This is a genomic window from Microbacterium sp. NPDC056234 (assembly GCF_042267585.1).
Lineage (GTDB): Bacteria > Actinomycetota > Actinomycetes > Actinomycetales > Microbacteriaceae > Microbacterium.
Genome location: NZ_JBHJTE010000002.1, coordinates 99,489 through 113,406, shown reverse-complemented (window position 1 = coordinate 113,406; position 13,918 = coordinate 99,489). Strand labels below are relative to the sequence as shown.

16 protein-coding genes, 1 tRNA gene and 1 riboswitch are annotated in these 13,918 nt (G+C 67.9%); of the genes, 10 read left to right on the top strand and 7 right to left on the bottom strand.

All coding sequences use genetic code 11. The features are described 5' to 3' along the window. Positions 1-3: 3 nt before the first annotated feature. Together ACFCYE_RS06350 and argS are read right to left on the bottom strand one after the other, a co-directional pair. Positions 4-840: a DUF2993 domain-containing protein gene (locus ACFCYE_RS06350; protein WP_376177318.1), complete on the bottom strand. Its 837-nt coding sequence runs from the start codon at positions 838-840 to the stop codon at positions 4-6. Positions 841-874: 34 nt separating this feature from the next. Further along, on the bottom strand, positions 875-2,539 hold the full coding sequence (gene argS, locus ACFCYE_RS06345; RefSeq protein WP_376177316.1) for an arginine--tRNA ligase: 1,665 nt from the start codon (positions 2,537-2,539) through the stop codon (positions 875-877). A 70-nt stretch (positions 2,540-2,609) separates the two neighbouring features. On the opposite strand from argS, the gene ACFCYE_RS06340 reads away from it, so the two are divergent. From ACFCYE_RS06340 to ACFCYE_RS06320, 5 genes are all read left to right on the top strand, one after another. Continuing rightward, entirely contained in the window at positions 2,610-3,410 is an 801-nt protein-coding gene (locus ACFCYE_RS06340; protein WP_376177314.1) for an SGNH/GDSL hydrolase family protein, read from the top strand. Between the two features lie 16 nt (positions 3,411-3,426). Beyond that, positions 3,427-3,499, top strand: a tRNA-Arg gene (locus ACFCYE_RS06335). Between the two features lie 121 nt (positions 3,500-3,620). Next, the gene (locus tag ACFCYE_RS06330) at positions 3,621-4,064 is read left to right on the top strand and encodes a MarR family winged helix-turn-helix transcriptional regulator (protein ID WP_376177312.1); all 444 of its coding nucleotides are present in this window, start codon (positions 3,621-3,623) and stop codon (positions 4,062-4,064) included. A gap of 21 nt (positions 4,065-4,085) precedes the next feature. Beyond that, positions 4,086-4,508 (top strand): organic hydroperoxide resistance protein, encoded by a 423-nt coding sequence (locus tag ACFCYE_RS06325; RefSeq protein WP_376177310.1) that lies wholly within the window; start codon positions 4,086-4,088, stop codon positions 4,506-4,508. Continuing rightward, the gene (locus tag ACFCYE_RS06320; RefSeq protein WP_376177308.1) at positions 4,508-5,485 is read left to right on the top strand and encodes a zinc-binding dehydrogenase; all 978 of its coding nucleotides are present in this window, start codon (positions 4,508-4,510) and stop codon (positions 5,483-5,485) included. Before ACFCYE_RS06325 ends, ACFCYE_RS06320 begins: the two co-directional genes overlap by 1 nt. A gap of 23 nt (positions 5,486-5,508) precedes the next feature. Here the strand turns inward: ACFCYE_RS06320 and ACFCYE_RS06315 are convergent, their stop codons facing one another. The 3 genes from ACFCYE_RS06315 to ACFCYE_RS06305 all read right to left on the bottom strand — a co-directional run bounded on the left by ACFCYE_RS06315 (position 5,509) and on the right by ACFCYE_RS06305 (position 7,680). Continuing rightward, positions 5,509-5,997 (bottom strand): nucleoside deaminase, encoded by a 489-nt coding sequence (locus ACFCYE_RS06315; RefSeq protein WP_376177306.1) that lies wholly within the window; start codon positions 5,995-5,997, stop codon positions 5,509-5,511. Positions 5,998-6,039: 42 nt separating this feature from the next. Then, on the bottom strand, positions 6,040-6,495 hold the full coding sequence (cynS, locus tag ACFCYE_RS06310) for a cyanase (protein ID WP_376177304.1): 456 nt from the start codon (positions 6,493-6,495) through the stop codon (positions 6,040-6,042). A gap of 108 nt (positions 6,496-6,603) precedes the next feature. Continuing rightward, positions 6,604-7,680 carry a DNA polymerase IV gene (locus ACFCYE_RS06305; protein ID WP_376177302.1) on the bottom strand — a complete coding sequence of 359 codons (1,077 nt, stop codon included), beginning with the start codon at positions 7,678-7,680 and terminating at the stop codon, positions 6,604-6,606. A gap of 98 nt (positions 7,681-7,778) precedes the next feature. Here ACFCYE_RS06305 and ACFCYE_RS06300 point away from each other — a divergent pair, with 98 nt between their 5' ends. The 5 genes from ACFCYE_RS06300 (at position 7,779) to ACFCYE_RS06280 (ending at position 12,082) form a co-directional block, all read left to right on the top strand. Next, positions 7,779-8,456 (top strand): Pr6Pr family membrane protein, encoded by a 678-nt coding sequence (locus tag ACFCYE_RS06300; RefSeq protein ID WP_376177301.1) that lies wholly within the window; start codon positions 7,779-7,781, stop codon positions 8,454-8,456. 146 nt (positions 8,457-8,602) lie between these two features. Further along, positions 8,603-9,622: a magnesium and cobalt transport protein CorA gene (locus ACFCYE_RS06295; RefSeq protein ID WP_376177299.1), complete on the top strand. Its 1,020-nt coding sequence runs from the start codon at positions 8,603-8,605 to the stop codon at positions 9,620-9,622. Beyond that, entirely contained in the window at positions 9,613-10,317 is a 705-nt protein-coding gene (locus ACFCYE_RS06290) for a nucleotidyltransferase domain-containing protein (RefSeq protein ID WP_376177297.1), read from the top strand. The genes ACFCYE_RS06295 and ACFCYE_RS06290 overlap by 10 nt, the downstream gene beginning before the upstream one ends. 26 nt (positions 10,318-10,343) lie before the next feature. Beyond that, positions 10,344-10,976, top strand: coding sequence for a GyrI-like domain-containing protein (locus ACFCYE_RS06285; protein ID WP_376177295.1), 633 nt, complete (start codon positions 10,344-10,346; stop codon positions 10,974-10,976). Continuing rightward, complete coding sequence (locus tag ACFCYE_RS06280; protein ID WP_376177294.1) at positions 10,973-12,082, top strand: serine hydrolase domain-containing protein; 1,110 nt, start codon at positions 10,973-10,975, stop codon at positions 12,080-12,082. Before ACFCYE_RS06285 ends, ACFCYE_RS06280 begins: the two co-directional genes overlap by 4 nt. Positions 12,083-12,088: 6 nt before the next feature. Here the strand turns inward: ACFCYE_RS06280 and ACFCYE_RS06275 are convergent, their stop codons facing one another. Continuing rightward, entirely contained in the window at positions 12,089-12,481 is a 393-nt protein-coding gene (locus tag ACFCYE_RS06275) for a DUF1304 domain-containing protein (protein ID WP_376177292.1), read from the bottom strand. Then, a complete protein-coding gene (locus ACFCYE_RS06270; protein ID WP_376177290.1) occupies positions 12,478-13,830 on the bottom strand; it encodes an MFS transporter in 1,353 nt (450 codons plus the stop codon). Before ACFCYE_RS06270 ends, ACFCYE_RS06275 begins: the two co-directional genes overlap by 4 nt. Beyond that, positions 13,821-13,914: riboswitch (TPP riboswitch) on the bottom strand. It overlaps the preceding gene by 10 nt. Between the last annotated feature and the right edge of the window lie 4 nt (positions 13,915-13,918).

Sequence of the window (13,918 nt, the reverse complement as noted above, 5' to 3'; positions counted from 1 at the left end):
GCCTTACTCGCAGACGCCGTTCTCCTGCAGCGTGGGATCCGAGACGATGCCTCCGGCGACGGCCAGGTCGGCGACAGCCTCAGTGCCCTCGATCGTCAGCCCCGTGAGGGTGAGCCCCGCGGGGAGGCGATCCGCGATGCAGATGTGCTGGGTCTGGGTCAGACGCTCGCCGAGGTCGCCGAAGCGATCCGAGACCTGGTCGGCGTTGAGCTCCACGCCCCCGACGAGCAGTTTGACCGGCGTGAGGGTGAGCTCGCCGCCTTCTGCGCCGGGCGTCGCGGTGAGGGCGAGCGGCAGGGCGAAGCCGAGGACATCGACCGAACCGGCGGCTGTGACGTCCGGCGCATCGAACGTGAGCGAATCGATCGGAAGATCCGTCTCTCCGATCAGCGACTGGAACTGGTCCTGATCGATCCGGACCGTTCCGCTGGCCGAGTCCAGGTCGCCACCACGCAACGGAACGCCGAGCGCTGTCACGTCGACGGCACCGGTGAGGTCTCCGATGGTCACGGATTCGGTGGAGAGCCTCAGGTCGGTGAGACTCCCTGCGATCAGCTGAGGGAGCAGGATTCCTTCAGCGTGCACGTCGAGCTGCTGGTCGTCCGGCAACTCGAGCTGCTCGATCACGATGCCGCGCACGATCCCAGGGAGGATCGCGCGTGCGATCAGTTCTGCGGCCACGACGAGAACGATGAGCAGCACGACGATGATGCCCACGACCCAGCGCCAGCGCGTGCGCTTCGGCGCGGGTGCGGCGACGCCCGCCGACCCCGGAATCACGAGAGTCGGGTGCTCGATCGAGACGTCCGGGTACGGTTCGGTGCGGTTGTCGTCGCTCATGTTCCCCCTCCTTGGCCGGTAGGCCGGTGTCGGACTACATCCGCTCCGGAGCGGAGACGCCGAGCAGATCGAGCCCGTTGCGGAAGACCTGGCCGGCGGCGTCATTGAGCCACAGACGAGTGCGGTGCACGCTCTCGATCGGGTCGTCTCCCTGCGGGATGACGCGGCAGTTGTCGTACCAGCGGTGGTACAGGCCCGCGAGTTCCTCGAGGTAGCGCGCGATGCGGTGCGGCTCGCGCACCTGCGCGGCGAAGGCGACGATGCGCGGGAACTCCTGCAGGGCGCCCAGCAGCGCGGATTCCGTCTCATGCGTGAGGGTCTCGGGAACGAACTCGCTGCGGTCGACACCCGAGTCGCCGGCGTTGCGGGCGACATTGTGCGTGCGAGCGTGCGCGTACTGCACGTAGAACACCGGGTTGTCGTTGGTGCGCTTCTGGAGCAGCTCCGGGTCGAGGTCGAGCGGTGAGTCCGCCGGAGACCGCTCCAGCGAATAGCGCAGCGCGTCGGTTCCGAGCCAGTTCAGCAGGTCGTCCATCTCGATGATGTTTCCGGCGCGCTTGCTGAGCCGTGCGCCGTTGATCGACACCATCTGACCGATCAGCACCTGGATGTTCTTCTCGGGATCCTCCCCCGCAGCGCCGGCGATCGCCTTCAGGCGGTGCACGTAGCCATGGTGGTCGGCGCCGAGCAGGTAGATCTTGTTCTCGAAGCCGCGGTCGCCCTTGCTCAGGTAGTAGGCGGCGTCTGCGGCGAAGTACGTGTACTCCCCGTTCGAACGGCGGATCACGCGGTCCTTGTCGTCGCCGAAATCGGTGGTGCGCACCCAGACGGCGCCGTCCTCGTCGAAGACGTGGCCCTGCTCGCGCAGGCGCTCGACGGCCTGGTCGATGAGGCTGGAGCCCGCGGCATCCTTCGCGTGCAGGGCGCGCTCGGAGAACCACTCGTCGAACGGCACGTTGAACCGCTCGAGCGAATTCTTGATCTCGGCGAGCTGGTATTCGTAGGCGAGGTCGAGGGCGACGACGAGCTGCTCGCCTTCCGGAAGGCCGAGCAGATCGGGACGCGCCTCAAGCACGCGGCCGGCGAGAGTGGTGATGTACTCGCCCGGGTAGCCGCCCTCCGGCGTCGGCTCGCCCTTGGCCGCCGCGAGCACGGAGGTCGCGAAACGATCCATCTGCGCGCCGGCATCGTTGATGTAGTACTCGCGGACCGCGTTGGCCCCGCTGGCGAGCAGCAGACGCACGATCGAGTCGCCGAGCGCGGCCCAGCGGGTGTGCGCGATGTGCAGCGGTCCGGTGGGATTCGCCGAGACGAACTCGACGTTCACGCTCACGCCGCGCTGCGAATCGTTGGTTCCGTACGCAGGCCCCGCGTCGACGATCGTCTTCGCCAGGACACCGGCCGCGCCCGCCTCGAGGCGGATGTTGATGAACCCCGGGCCGGCGACCTCGGTGCTCGCGACGCCATCGATGTCGGCGAGAGCCGTTGCGATCTGCTCGGCGAGGGCACGCGGGTTCGTGCCGAGCGGCTTCGCCAGGCGCATGGCCAGGTTCGACGCCCAGTCGCCGTGGTCGCGGTTGCGCGGGCGCTCCAGCACGATGTCGGATGCGGTGAGGTCGAGCTCCTCGTCCGGTCGCAGGGATGCCGCGATCGGAGTGACGACGGCAAGGAGGGCTTCGGCGAGGGAATCAGGGTTCATAGCGACCCCAGTTTACGGCTCCGACCGGGTCGGAATTTGCGCTGAGCGGATCGTGATCTACTCTCATGCCATGAACCTGGCTTCCCGCGCGCATCGAGGGCGCGTTCTCGCCTTCTGCGCACTGGGCCTGGTGGCCGTCTCCGCGGTGCTTCTCGGCCTGTGGCGGCCGTGGGCACCGTTGCCCGAAGCGGCCCCCGTCGGTGCCGGAGATGCCGCCATGGTCGCCGAGCCCGCGCCCCTCGCACTGCCGGAGCATCCGGTGGTGCTCGTGTTCGGCGATTCGTGGACCTACGGCTCCGCCGCCGCCCCGTTCACGCACGGGTACGCGTATCTGCTCGGCGGCCTGCTGAACGGCGAATCCGTCGTCAAGGGAGTCCGAGGCAGCGGCTATCTCAAGCCAGGGCTCGACGGTCCCGCCTTCGGCGAGCGCATCGCCGCGCTGAACCCCGGGCTCGATCCGGATCTCGTGATCATCCAGGGATCGATCAACGATCGATTGCAGGGCGAGGCCGGCTATCGCGAAGCCGTCAACGCCGCGTGGGATGCTCTCGCGAGCCTGTATCCGGATGCCGCGATCGTGGTGCTGGGCCCCGCCCCGCACGAGCTGCCCGTAGGCGAAGGCACAGCGCGTATCGATGTCGACCTCGCCGAACTCGCTGCCGGACGCGGCTGGTGGTACATCTCGCCCATCGGGGCCGAATGGATCACGCCGGAGAACTATCTCGACGTCATCGACGTCGACCTGGGACGCAAGCATCCGTCGACCGCAGGTCACCAGTACCTCGCGGGAAAGGTCGTCGAGGCGCTCGCAGAATTTGGCGGCGACCTGGCGCCTGTGCCGGTCGGGTCGGAGACCGTGCCCCAGCAGTGATATCGTCGTTCGGTACGCCTCCGTAGCTCAGTGGATAGAGCGCCGGTTTCCGGTACCGTAGGTCGCAGGTTCGACTCCTGTCGGGGGCACATTCACGACGAAGAGGGCCGTCCATCCGGACGGCCCTCTTCGCGTATCCGAGACACGTGCGACGCGCGTCTTCGTCCTCAATGAATTGTGCACAACTTAATTGCGTGCAATCATTACATCATGAGCATCACGGACGAGATGGTGTGCTTCTCCCTCTACTCGGCGGCGCGCGCGACGACGACGGCCTATCGCACTCTGCTCGCGCCGTGGAAGCTCACGTACCCGCAATACCTCGTCCTCGCCGTCCTCTGGAGCGAAGGCGAGCAGACGATCGGCTCCCTGGGCGATGCGATGCAGCTCGACTCCGGCACCCTCTCCCCTCTCGTTCGTCGCCTCGAGCAGGCCGGCCTCGTCACGAAAGCCCGCAGTGCGGCCGACGAACGCGTCGTCACCATCCAGCTCACCGAAGAAGGCCGCGCGCTGCGCACCGAGCTCGCCCCCGTACGCGCGCAGGTCGCCGAGCTCGCGGGCATCCATGACGATGCCCACCGTCGCCGCCTGATCGCCGAGCTGCAGGAGCTGACCGCTCTGCTGCAGGCCGTCGCACCCGCCAGCACCAACTGACAATCGGAAGGAATCCACACGATGGAAGCCCTGTACACCGCCGAAGCCCTCGCCACCGGCGCCGGCCGCAACGGCCGCGTCGCCACCAGCGATGCACGACTCGAGCTGAGCCTCGCCGTCCCTGCGGAGATGGGCGGCTCCGGCGACGGCGCCAACCCCGAGCAGCTGTTCGCCGCCGGCTATGCCGCCTGCTTCCACTCCGCACTGCAGAGCGTCGCCCGCGCGCAGAAGGTGTCGATCACCGACTCCTCGGTGGGTGCGCGCGTGCAGATCGGCTCGAACGGCGCCGGCGGATACGGGCTCGCCGTGCAGCTCGAGGTCGTCATCCCCGACCTTCCGCACGATCAGGCTCAGGCGCTGGCGGATGCCACGCACCAGGTCTGCCCCTACTCGAACGCGACGCGAGGAAACATCGACGTCGTCATCACGGTTTCGGAGGACTGATGCGCGCTCTCATCCACCACACGTTCGGCCCGGCGGAGGACGTCCTCGTCCTCGAGGATCGCCCGCTCCCCGAACCAGGACCCGGCCAGGTGCGGCTGCGGATCCTGCTGTCCCCCATCCACAACCACGACCTGTGGACCATCCGCGGCACGTACGGCTTCACGCCCGAGCTGCCCGCGGCATCCGGAACCGAGGCCGTCGGCATCGTCGACGCCCTCGGCGAAGGCGTCGAGAACCTGTCCGTCGGCCAACGCGTCGCCAGCGGCGGAACCTTCGGCGCCTGGGCCGAGTACATCGTCACGAGCGCAGCGGGGTTGATCCCCGTGCCGGAGTCCCTCCCGGATGAGGCCGCCGCTCAGCTGATCTCGATGCCGTTCAGCACGATCAGCCTGCTGCAGTTCCTCGAGGTCGACGAGGGCGACTGGATCGTCCAGAATGCCGCGAACGGTGCCGTCGGCCGGATGCTCGCGCAGCTCGGGAAGGCTCGCGGCGTCAACGTCCTCGGACTGGTCCGCCGCACCGAAGGCGTCGAGGAACTGCGCTCGCAGGGCATCGAGAACGTCATCTCCACCGACCAGGACGACTGGCGCGAGCAGGCGGCGAAGCTCACCGGCGGCGCCCCGATCGTCGCCGGTGTCGACTCGGTCGGCGGCGCGGCATCCGGTCACGTGCTGTCGCTGCTCGCCGAGAACGCCACCCTCGTCGCCTTCGGAGCGATGAGCTCCCCCGTCATGGAGATCTCCTCGGGTGACGTGATCTTCAAGCAGGCCACGGTCAAGGGTTTCTGGGGCAGCAAGGTCAGCCAGACGATGGAAGCCGCGACCCGCGGCGCTCTGTTCGGAGAGCTGATCCAGCGCGTCTCCGACGGAACGCTCACGCTGCCGGTCGCCGGAACCTTCGACGCCGCGGATGCCGCGGACGCCGTACGCGCGAGCAACACCGCGGGCCGCATCGGCAAGGTGCTGCTGAAGTTCTGACCGCCCCGGTGGGAGCGTGACCGCTACACGCCGTCGCGCTCCCACCGCCGCTCGTGCAGTCCCCTCAGTTCGTCCGCGAAGTCGAGCGCCGGGCCGTCGACCACGGCATCCGGCACGACCTGTTGGATCGCCAGCGGGGCGACCGGCCCCGCCAGGACACCGCGCTCGGCCGCCCAGGCCAGCAACTGCGCGGTCGAGCCGGCGTAGACGATCCGGCCCAACCCGACCCAGCCGTGGCCGGCCGAACACATCGGGCAGTGCTCGCCGGACGTGTAGACGACGGCATCCGCACGTGCCGCCGGAGTCAGGTGCGCCGCGGCCCAGCGGCTGATCTCGAACTCCGGATGCCGCGTGGCATCGCCGTCCTTCACGCGATTGCGATCCTCGAACAGCACCTCTCCGTCGGCGGACACGAGGACAGACCCGAACGGCTCGTCGCCGTCCTCGAGCGCCTCACGCGCGAGATCCACGCATCGCCGCAGATGGACAAGGTCGGTCTCCGAGATCGTCATCGCCCCAGCGTCTCGCCAAAGAGGCGAAACGCGCAAGGGTCCTCAGTCGGTCCCCGACACCCACGCATAGGGCAGGAACTTGCCGTCGATCGTGATCACGACGCGGTCGCCGTCTGCATGCGGCACGCGATCGAATGACACGCTGCAGTTGATCGCGCTCATGATCCCATCGCCGAACTCGTCATGGATCAGCGACTTCAGCCCGGGACCGTAGACCTGCACCAGTTCGTGGAATCGGTAGATCGTCGGATCGCTGGACACCTCGGATGCCGGGGCGCGATTGGGCTGTCGGATCAGCGCCGCGACCAGCTCGTCCTCGAGTTCCAGTGCCTCGCCCAGTGCTTCGGCCTGCGCACGAGGGACCGGGTGCATTCCCAGTACAGCTGCCGCGAGCCACACGTGCGGGACGCCCAGTCGTTCGGCGAGTACCCGCCAGCTCAGTCCGGCTCGGCCGCGCCGTTCATCGATCAGCTCACCGGCATCCTGCTTCGAGATCATCTCGTCTTCACTCCTCCTGGCGCGCGGCGCCTCGCGTTGCGTGCTCAGAACGTTAGGCAGGAGATGTTGCGGGGGCGCATCCTCCGCGTCACGGGCGGGTTACGGCGATCAGATCCTGCCTCGGACGGGCGTCCGCTCGACAGCATCCCCGCCGGACGGCATCGCCATCTCCGCCCGAACGCCCAGCAGCCGGACCTCTCGCTCCTGATCGAGGGTCGCGGCGAGCGCGACGGCAGCCGCCACGACATCATCGCGGTCCATCGTCGGCGCCGTGAGCTTGCGTCCGAACGTCTTCGTCTCGAACGGCGCGTACCGCACCTTCAGATGCACGCGGATCACCGGCCGATCCTCGGCCGCGCAGTCCTCGAACGCCTCACCGGCCAGCTCGCGCACGGCCTGCTCGACCTCGGCTGGTGTGGTGAGGTTCTGCTGGAACGTGGTCTCACGGCTGTGACTGCGAGCGACCCACGGCGTGTCGTCGACGACCTCAGGGCCCATTCCCGACCCGAGCCCGTGATACCAGACGCCCATCTTCGGACCGAACTCGGCGACGAGCTCGCTCTCGTCCGCGTCCGCCAGCTCCCGCACGCTGGTGATCCCATGCTCGGCGAGGCGCTTGTGCACCTTGGGGCCGACGCCCCACAAGTCGCGCGTGGACTTCTCCCCCATCACCTCGAACCAGTTCTCCCGAGTCAGTCGGAACACCCCGTGAGGCTTGCCGAACTCGGTCGCGATCTTGGCCCTGATCTTGTTGTCGCCGATGCCGACGGAGCAGTGCAGGCCCGTCGCCTCGTGCACGGCTTCCTGTGCGCGGCGTGCGACAGCGTCCGGATCGTCCGTCTCGACCCCGAGGAAGCACTCGTCCCAGCCGATGACCTCCAGCACGACACCGGGCAGAGAGCGCAGAGTCGTCATCACCTCGCGGGATGCCTGTTCGTATGCTTCATGGTCGACCGCCAGGAAGACCGCGTCCGGCGGCGCCTTGCGCGCAGCGATCTTCAACGGCATCCCCGAGCCGATACCGAAGGCGCGCGCCTCATAGGATGCCGTGGACACGACCGCCCGCTCGGACGGATCACCCCGCCCGCCGACGATCACAGGAAGCCCCGCGAGCTCGGGACGACGCAGCACCTCGACCGCGGCGATGAACTGATCCATATCGACGTGCAGCACCCAGGCAGCCATGCGACGAGTCTGGCGCGCATCGGCGCGGATGTCACCTGCGGGTGCGGAAGTCCGCATCGGGACGGGGCAGGACCGGCCTCACCGCCTATGCTGACGCCGTGTCCTCTTCGATCGCGCCGCCTGCCATCGGAGTCGCGCGAGTGATCGTCGGCACCGTCACCATCGGAATCCTGCTGTACGCGTACGCACTGCGCATCGCGGTCGGGGACACCAATCCGTTCGACTACTTCGGCTACTTCACCAACCAGACCACCCTGGGAACGGCTGTCGTGCTGATCGTCGCCGGAGTCTCGATGCTCCGCGGCCGGTCGATGAGCAACGGGCTTGTGGGCATCCGTGCCGTCGCGACGACCTATCTGATCATCGTCGGCGTGGTCTACAACGTCCTCGTGCCCGGAACGGGATCCGCACCGCCCTGGGTGAGCGCCGCCCTTCACATCGCGCTGCCGATCATCGTCCTGGCCGATTGGATCTTCTCCCCGGATCGCAGGCCTCTTCCCTGGCGGATGATCTGGATCGTGCTGCCCTATCCCCTGGTGTGGCTGATCGTGGTGCTCGTGCGAGGGGTAACGGACGGCTGGGTCCCGTACGGCTTCCTGCTGCCCGAACGCGGTGTCGTCTCGCTGTGGCTGCACATCATCGGATTGCTCATCGCGGTACTGGCCGCCGCCGCAGTGGTCTGGGCGTTCAGCCGCACCAGGACCGTGGTGTACCCTTCAGAAGGCCGAACCGGCCCTCGACCGACCCGAAAGCAGGTGATGCGCGATGTCCAGTGATAGTCGCCGCGCCACCGTTCATGCTTCGCTGGTCGGCATCTCGATGCGCTGATCCTCGCACGCAGGCGGTGGCGTGAACGCGCGTATGCGCGCCCCACCGCGACGTCGTTCGGCGTCGCGTCGAACGCCCCTGATCGAGGTGAATCATGACCGCACTCATCGACAACGCCGTATACGTCGACGGACGCCGCACCGGCGCCCCTGGCAACCTGACCGACACGTACGAGACCATGCGCGAGAACGCCGGGATGGCGTGGATCGGGCTGTATCGTCCGAGCGCTGAAGAGGTGCACTCCATCGCGGAGGAGTTCTCGCTCCACCCGCTCGCGGTCGAAGACGCGCTGTCCGGCCACCAGCGCGCGAAGCTGGAGCGCTACGGCGAGACGCTCTTCGTGGTGCTGCGCCCTGCACGCTATCTGGACGCCACCGAGGTGGTCGAGTTCGGTGAGCTGCACATCTTCGTCGGCAAGGACTTCGTCGTGACGATCCGGCACGCCGAGTCGCCGAGCCTCGCGATCGTGCGGCGACGGTTGGAAGCGACGCCCGAGCTGCTGGCGATGGGCCCTGAGGCCGTGCTGTACGCGATCCTCGACGAAGTGGTCGACGAGTACGGCCCCGTGATCGCCGGTCTCGAGAACGACATCGATGAGATCGAGGATCAGATCTTCGCCGGCGACGAGGCCGTGTCCCGACGCATCTACGAGCTCTCCCGCGAGGTCATCAACTTCCAGCGCGCGACGCGTCCTCTCATCGAGATGGTCGAGGCTCTGCGCCGCGGCTCCGACAAGTACGAGGTCGACATCGAGCTGCAGCGGAGCCTTCGCGACGTGCTCGACCACACGCTGCGCATCGTCGAGCGCGCCGACTCGTTCCGCGCGATTCTCGAGAACGCGCTGAGCCTGAATGCCACCCTGGTCGCGCAGCGGCAGAACGACGAGGTGCGCCGCATGACCGAACTCGGTCTCATCCAGAACGACGAGGTCAAGAAGATCTCGGCGTGGGCCGCCATCCTCTTCGCCCCGACGCTGATCGGCAGCGTCTACGGCATGAACTTCGACGTGATGCCGGAATTGCACTGGGCATGGGGCTATCCGTTCGCGATTCTGCTCATGCTGGGCGTCGGTGTCGGCCTCTACGCCGCATTCAAGTGGAAGAAATGGCTGTGACTCCCGACGACTACGCGGTCGTCGCCGAGAGCTTCGTCGCCGAGCACTTCCCGGATGCCGAGGTCGCCGTCATCGGCGGCAGCTCGTCACGCGGCGAGCGCACCGGCACGAGCGACATCGACCTGCTGCTGATCGGCGACGCGCTCTTCGACGATTCGCGCACGGCGATGGCGGCGACGTACGCGCACCGGGGCGAGATCTTCGAGGTGTTCGCCTACACGCCGGAGGGGTTCGACGATTGGGCACGTCGCGGCGTGGCGCAGCACCGTCCGGTCATCGTGCACATGCTCGTGGAAGGAACCGCGATCCGCTCCGGTTCGGCACTGGACCAGCTCCTCGCACGATGGACCCCGGTTCTGGCCGCAGGCCCGTCTCCGACGGACGAGGATCTCACCACGCGGCGGTACGTCATCACCGACGTACTCGATGATCTGCGCGATGCCGAAGATCCGCTCGAGCGCCAGGTGCTGGCGGCGACGCTGTTCGAGCGGACATCCGAACTCATGCTCCTGACCCACCGTCAGTGGATCGGAACGGGCAAATACCTGCCACGGCGGCTGCGGGATTGGGACCGCGCGCGCACCGATGCCCTGGCCGAACCGCTGCTCCGCGGGGATCACGTCGGTCTTGCGGATGCTGTCGCCGTCGAACTGGAACGCGCCGGCGGTCGCGTCCAAGCCGGTTTCGTGCGCTGACGCACCGGACTCGGCATGATGGCCGTATGAGCGAGAAGATCGACTTCAAGAAGTCTCTCGACGTCTACCGGGCTCGCAAGGGCGCGTTCCGCGTCGTCGAGGTTCCGCCGCTGCAGTACCTCCTCATCGACGGCCAAGGGGATCCGAACACCGCACCCGAGTTCGCGACCGCCGTCGAGGCGCTGTACCCGGTGGCGTACACGCTCAAGTTCACCAGCAGACGCGAACTCGGCCGCGACTTCGTCGTCATGCCGCTGGAGGGGCTGTGGTGGGCCGAAGACCACGCATCGTTCACGAGCGCCCGGGACAAGTCGCAGTGGTCGTGGACTCTCCTGCTCATGCAGCCGGACTGGATCGACGACGCCATGTTCGCGGATGCCGTGGCGACGGCATCCGCGAAGAACCCGGCCGCGCGGATCAGCGAGGTGCGCCTGGAGACGCTCGAGGAAGGCCTGTGCGTGCAGACGCTGCACGTGGGGGCCTACGATGACGAGGCCGCCTTGCTCGAGCGCATGCACGACGAGTTCATTCCGCAGCATGCTCTGTCGATGACCGGGCGGCACCACGAGATCTATCTCAGTGACCCTCGGCGGGGCGACCCGGCCAAGCGCCGCACGATCCTCCGCCAACCCGTCACCCGTCGAAGCGAGAACTCATGACCGAGCTGACCCGCCTGCTGGACGACCATATCGCTCGCGGCACCGCGCCGGGAATCATCGTGGCGGACGGCACCGCAGACGGACGACTGGACATCACCACAGCCGGCGACCTCGCCGACGACGCGATCGTCCGCATCCAGTCGATGACCAAAGCGATCACTGCGGTCGCCACCCTGCGCCTTGTCCAGAACGGCCACCTGAACCTGGACGACCCGATCGAGCGGTGGCTTCCCGAGTTGGCGGATCGGCGCGTGCTCCGGACACCGACCTCGCCCCTCACGGACACCGAACCGGCGAACCGCCCGATCACCGTGCGCCATCTGCTGACCAACACGTCCGGCTACGGCATGCTCGCGATGCCGTCACCGCTCAAGGACGCCATGATCGCCAACCGGACCGAGGCGTCCCAGGACGCGGTCGAGTTGGGAGCCCAGGACTGGCTGAATGCACTCGCCGAACTCCCGCTGGCGTTCCAGCCGGGCAACGGGTGGCGCTATCACCACTCGTTCGGTCTCCTCGGCATCCTGCTGTCTCGGCTGACGGGCGGACCGCTCGACGAGCACCTGACCACCGACCTGTTCGAACCGCTCGGAATGGTGGACACGTCGTCCACCGTGCCACCGCACAAGGCCGACCGGCTGCCCGCTGCGCACGGACGCGACGCGCAGGGAGTGCTCTTCGAGATCGAACCGCGCGCCGGTGGTTTCTACGTCGGCCCCGCCCCGTTCGACGTCAGTCATGCCGAACTCGTCTCGACCGCCCGTGACTATGCGGCGTTCGCACGGATGCTCGCCTCAGGCGGAACCGTCGACGGCGAACGCTTCGTCGACCCGGCGCTGCTCGCTCTGCTGCGCACGGATCAGGTGCCCGAGGCGCTCAAGACGCCGGACAGTTTCTTCCCCGGGTTCTGGGACGGTCTCGGATGGGGCTTCGGCGTCGCCGTCGTCACTGCGGGCGAGCACGCCGGACGCTACGGCTGGTCCGGCGGGTTGGGCACGGACTTCTTCATCGACCAGGACGGATCCTTCCGGATCGTACTGACCCAGATGGAGATGGGCCCCGCCGTCATGGCGCTGTTCGACGACCTGCAGCAGGCCGCGCGCTGACGGTGCTCAGGCGATCCCGACGCCGATCGCCGTCGCGACGATCGCGAGCAGCGGCAGTGCACCCTGCATCGTCGCGGCGCGCGCCTTGGACCGATCGGACAGGATCAGCACGAGCGCGGCTGCCAGCATCATCCCTGTGCCGGCGAACACCAGGGTGAGTCCGACGACCGTCGACCCGACGATGTACAGCCCGACGCCGAGGAAGGCCGTCAACGCCAGGAACAGATTGTAGAAGCCCTGATTGAACGCCAACGGCTTCATCGTCCGGGCATCCGCCTCGCTGGCCACCCCGAACACCTTTCGAGTCGCCGGCTCCATCCACCGCAGTGACTCGAGCGCGAAGATGAAGACGTGGAATGCGGCCGCGGCCGCCGCGAGGATGAGGCCTGCGATGATCATGCTCTGATTCTGTCGTCTTTCGCCCGTTCCGTGTGCCCCGAGCCCGCAATCGGCTCATCGATCGGACGGGCGATCGCTGCGCCGACGACGCCGAGTGCGGCGGCGAGCATCATGATCGCGGCCACCGGCCACCAATGCCCTGTCGACGCGACCAGGGCTGTGGCCGCGAGTGGCGTCAGACCACCGCCGATGACACCCGCGATCTCGCGGCCGACCGAGATCCCCGTGTAGCGGCGACGCGGCGGGAAGAGGCCGGAGAACCACAGCGGCTGCACACCGTCGGCCGCCGCGTTCACGATGCCGATCGTCACGGCCACGACCCCGACGATGGCCACAGCGTTCCCGCTGTCCAGGACGAGGAACAGCGGCACGGCCAGCGCGCCGAGGCCGCCGAGGCTCCATGCGGTGAGCCGCGCCATGCCGAGCCGCTCCCCCAGCGCACCCCAGACGGGGCACATCACGGCGGCGAGCGCTGCTGCGATCAGCAGTGCGGTCAGCGCTGCGTGCGCCGAGAACCCCAGCATCGCCGTCGCGTACCCGAGACAGAACACCGTGATGGTGTAGAAACAGGCGTTCTGACCGGTCCGCACGAGCACGGCGGCGATCACGTTCCGGGGAGCGCCGAGAGATTCGCGCAGCGGACGCCGCGGCTGCTCTTTCGCGTCTCGGGCGAGGAACTCCGGGGATTCCCCCACCCGATGCCGCAGTACCAGGCCGACCGCGACGAGCACGACGCTCGCCAGGAACGGCACCCGCCACCCCCAGGCGAGCAGCGCCTGCTCATCCAGCAGCGCGACGACCACGACGAAGGCGAGATTGCCGAGGATGAGACCGCAGTACAGCGACGCAGCGACGATCCCGCCGCGCAGCCCGCGGTGACGCGACGAATGCTCCAGCGCGATCAGCACGGCGCCCGGCCACTCCCCGCCGGCCGCCAAGCCCTGCACGAATCGCAGGGCGACAAGTGCCAACGGGGCGAACACACCGATCTGCGCGTACCCGGGCAATACGCCGATGCATGCGGTGGCGAGTCCCATCATCAACAGCGTCGCCGTGAGCACCGGGCGCCGTCCGAAGCGATCGCCCAGCGATCCCGCCAGCAGTCCGCCGACCGGGCGGGCGATGAAACCCGTCGCGAACGTGGCGAACGACAGCAGAATGCCGATCATCGGCTCCTGCGCAGGGAAGAACACTGCGGGGAACACCAGAGCGGCCGCCGTGCCGTAGAGGAAGAAGTCGTACCACTCGAAGGCTGTGCCGGTCGCCGCGGCGGCCAGGGCGAGCCCTCCGCGCTCGGTGCGCAGCTGCGCGGACGGATGGACGGGTTCGGTGAGTGCGTGCGTGTGCATCGCGACATCCCTTCGCTAGTACGAGCTAGATCAGGTTCGACGGGTGTGATCTCAGCCGCGCAGGCGGCACCCCGTGTCACTGCAGACG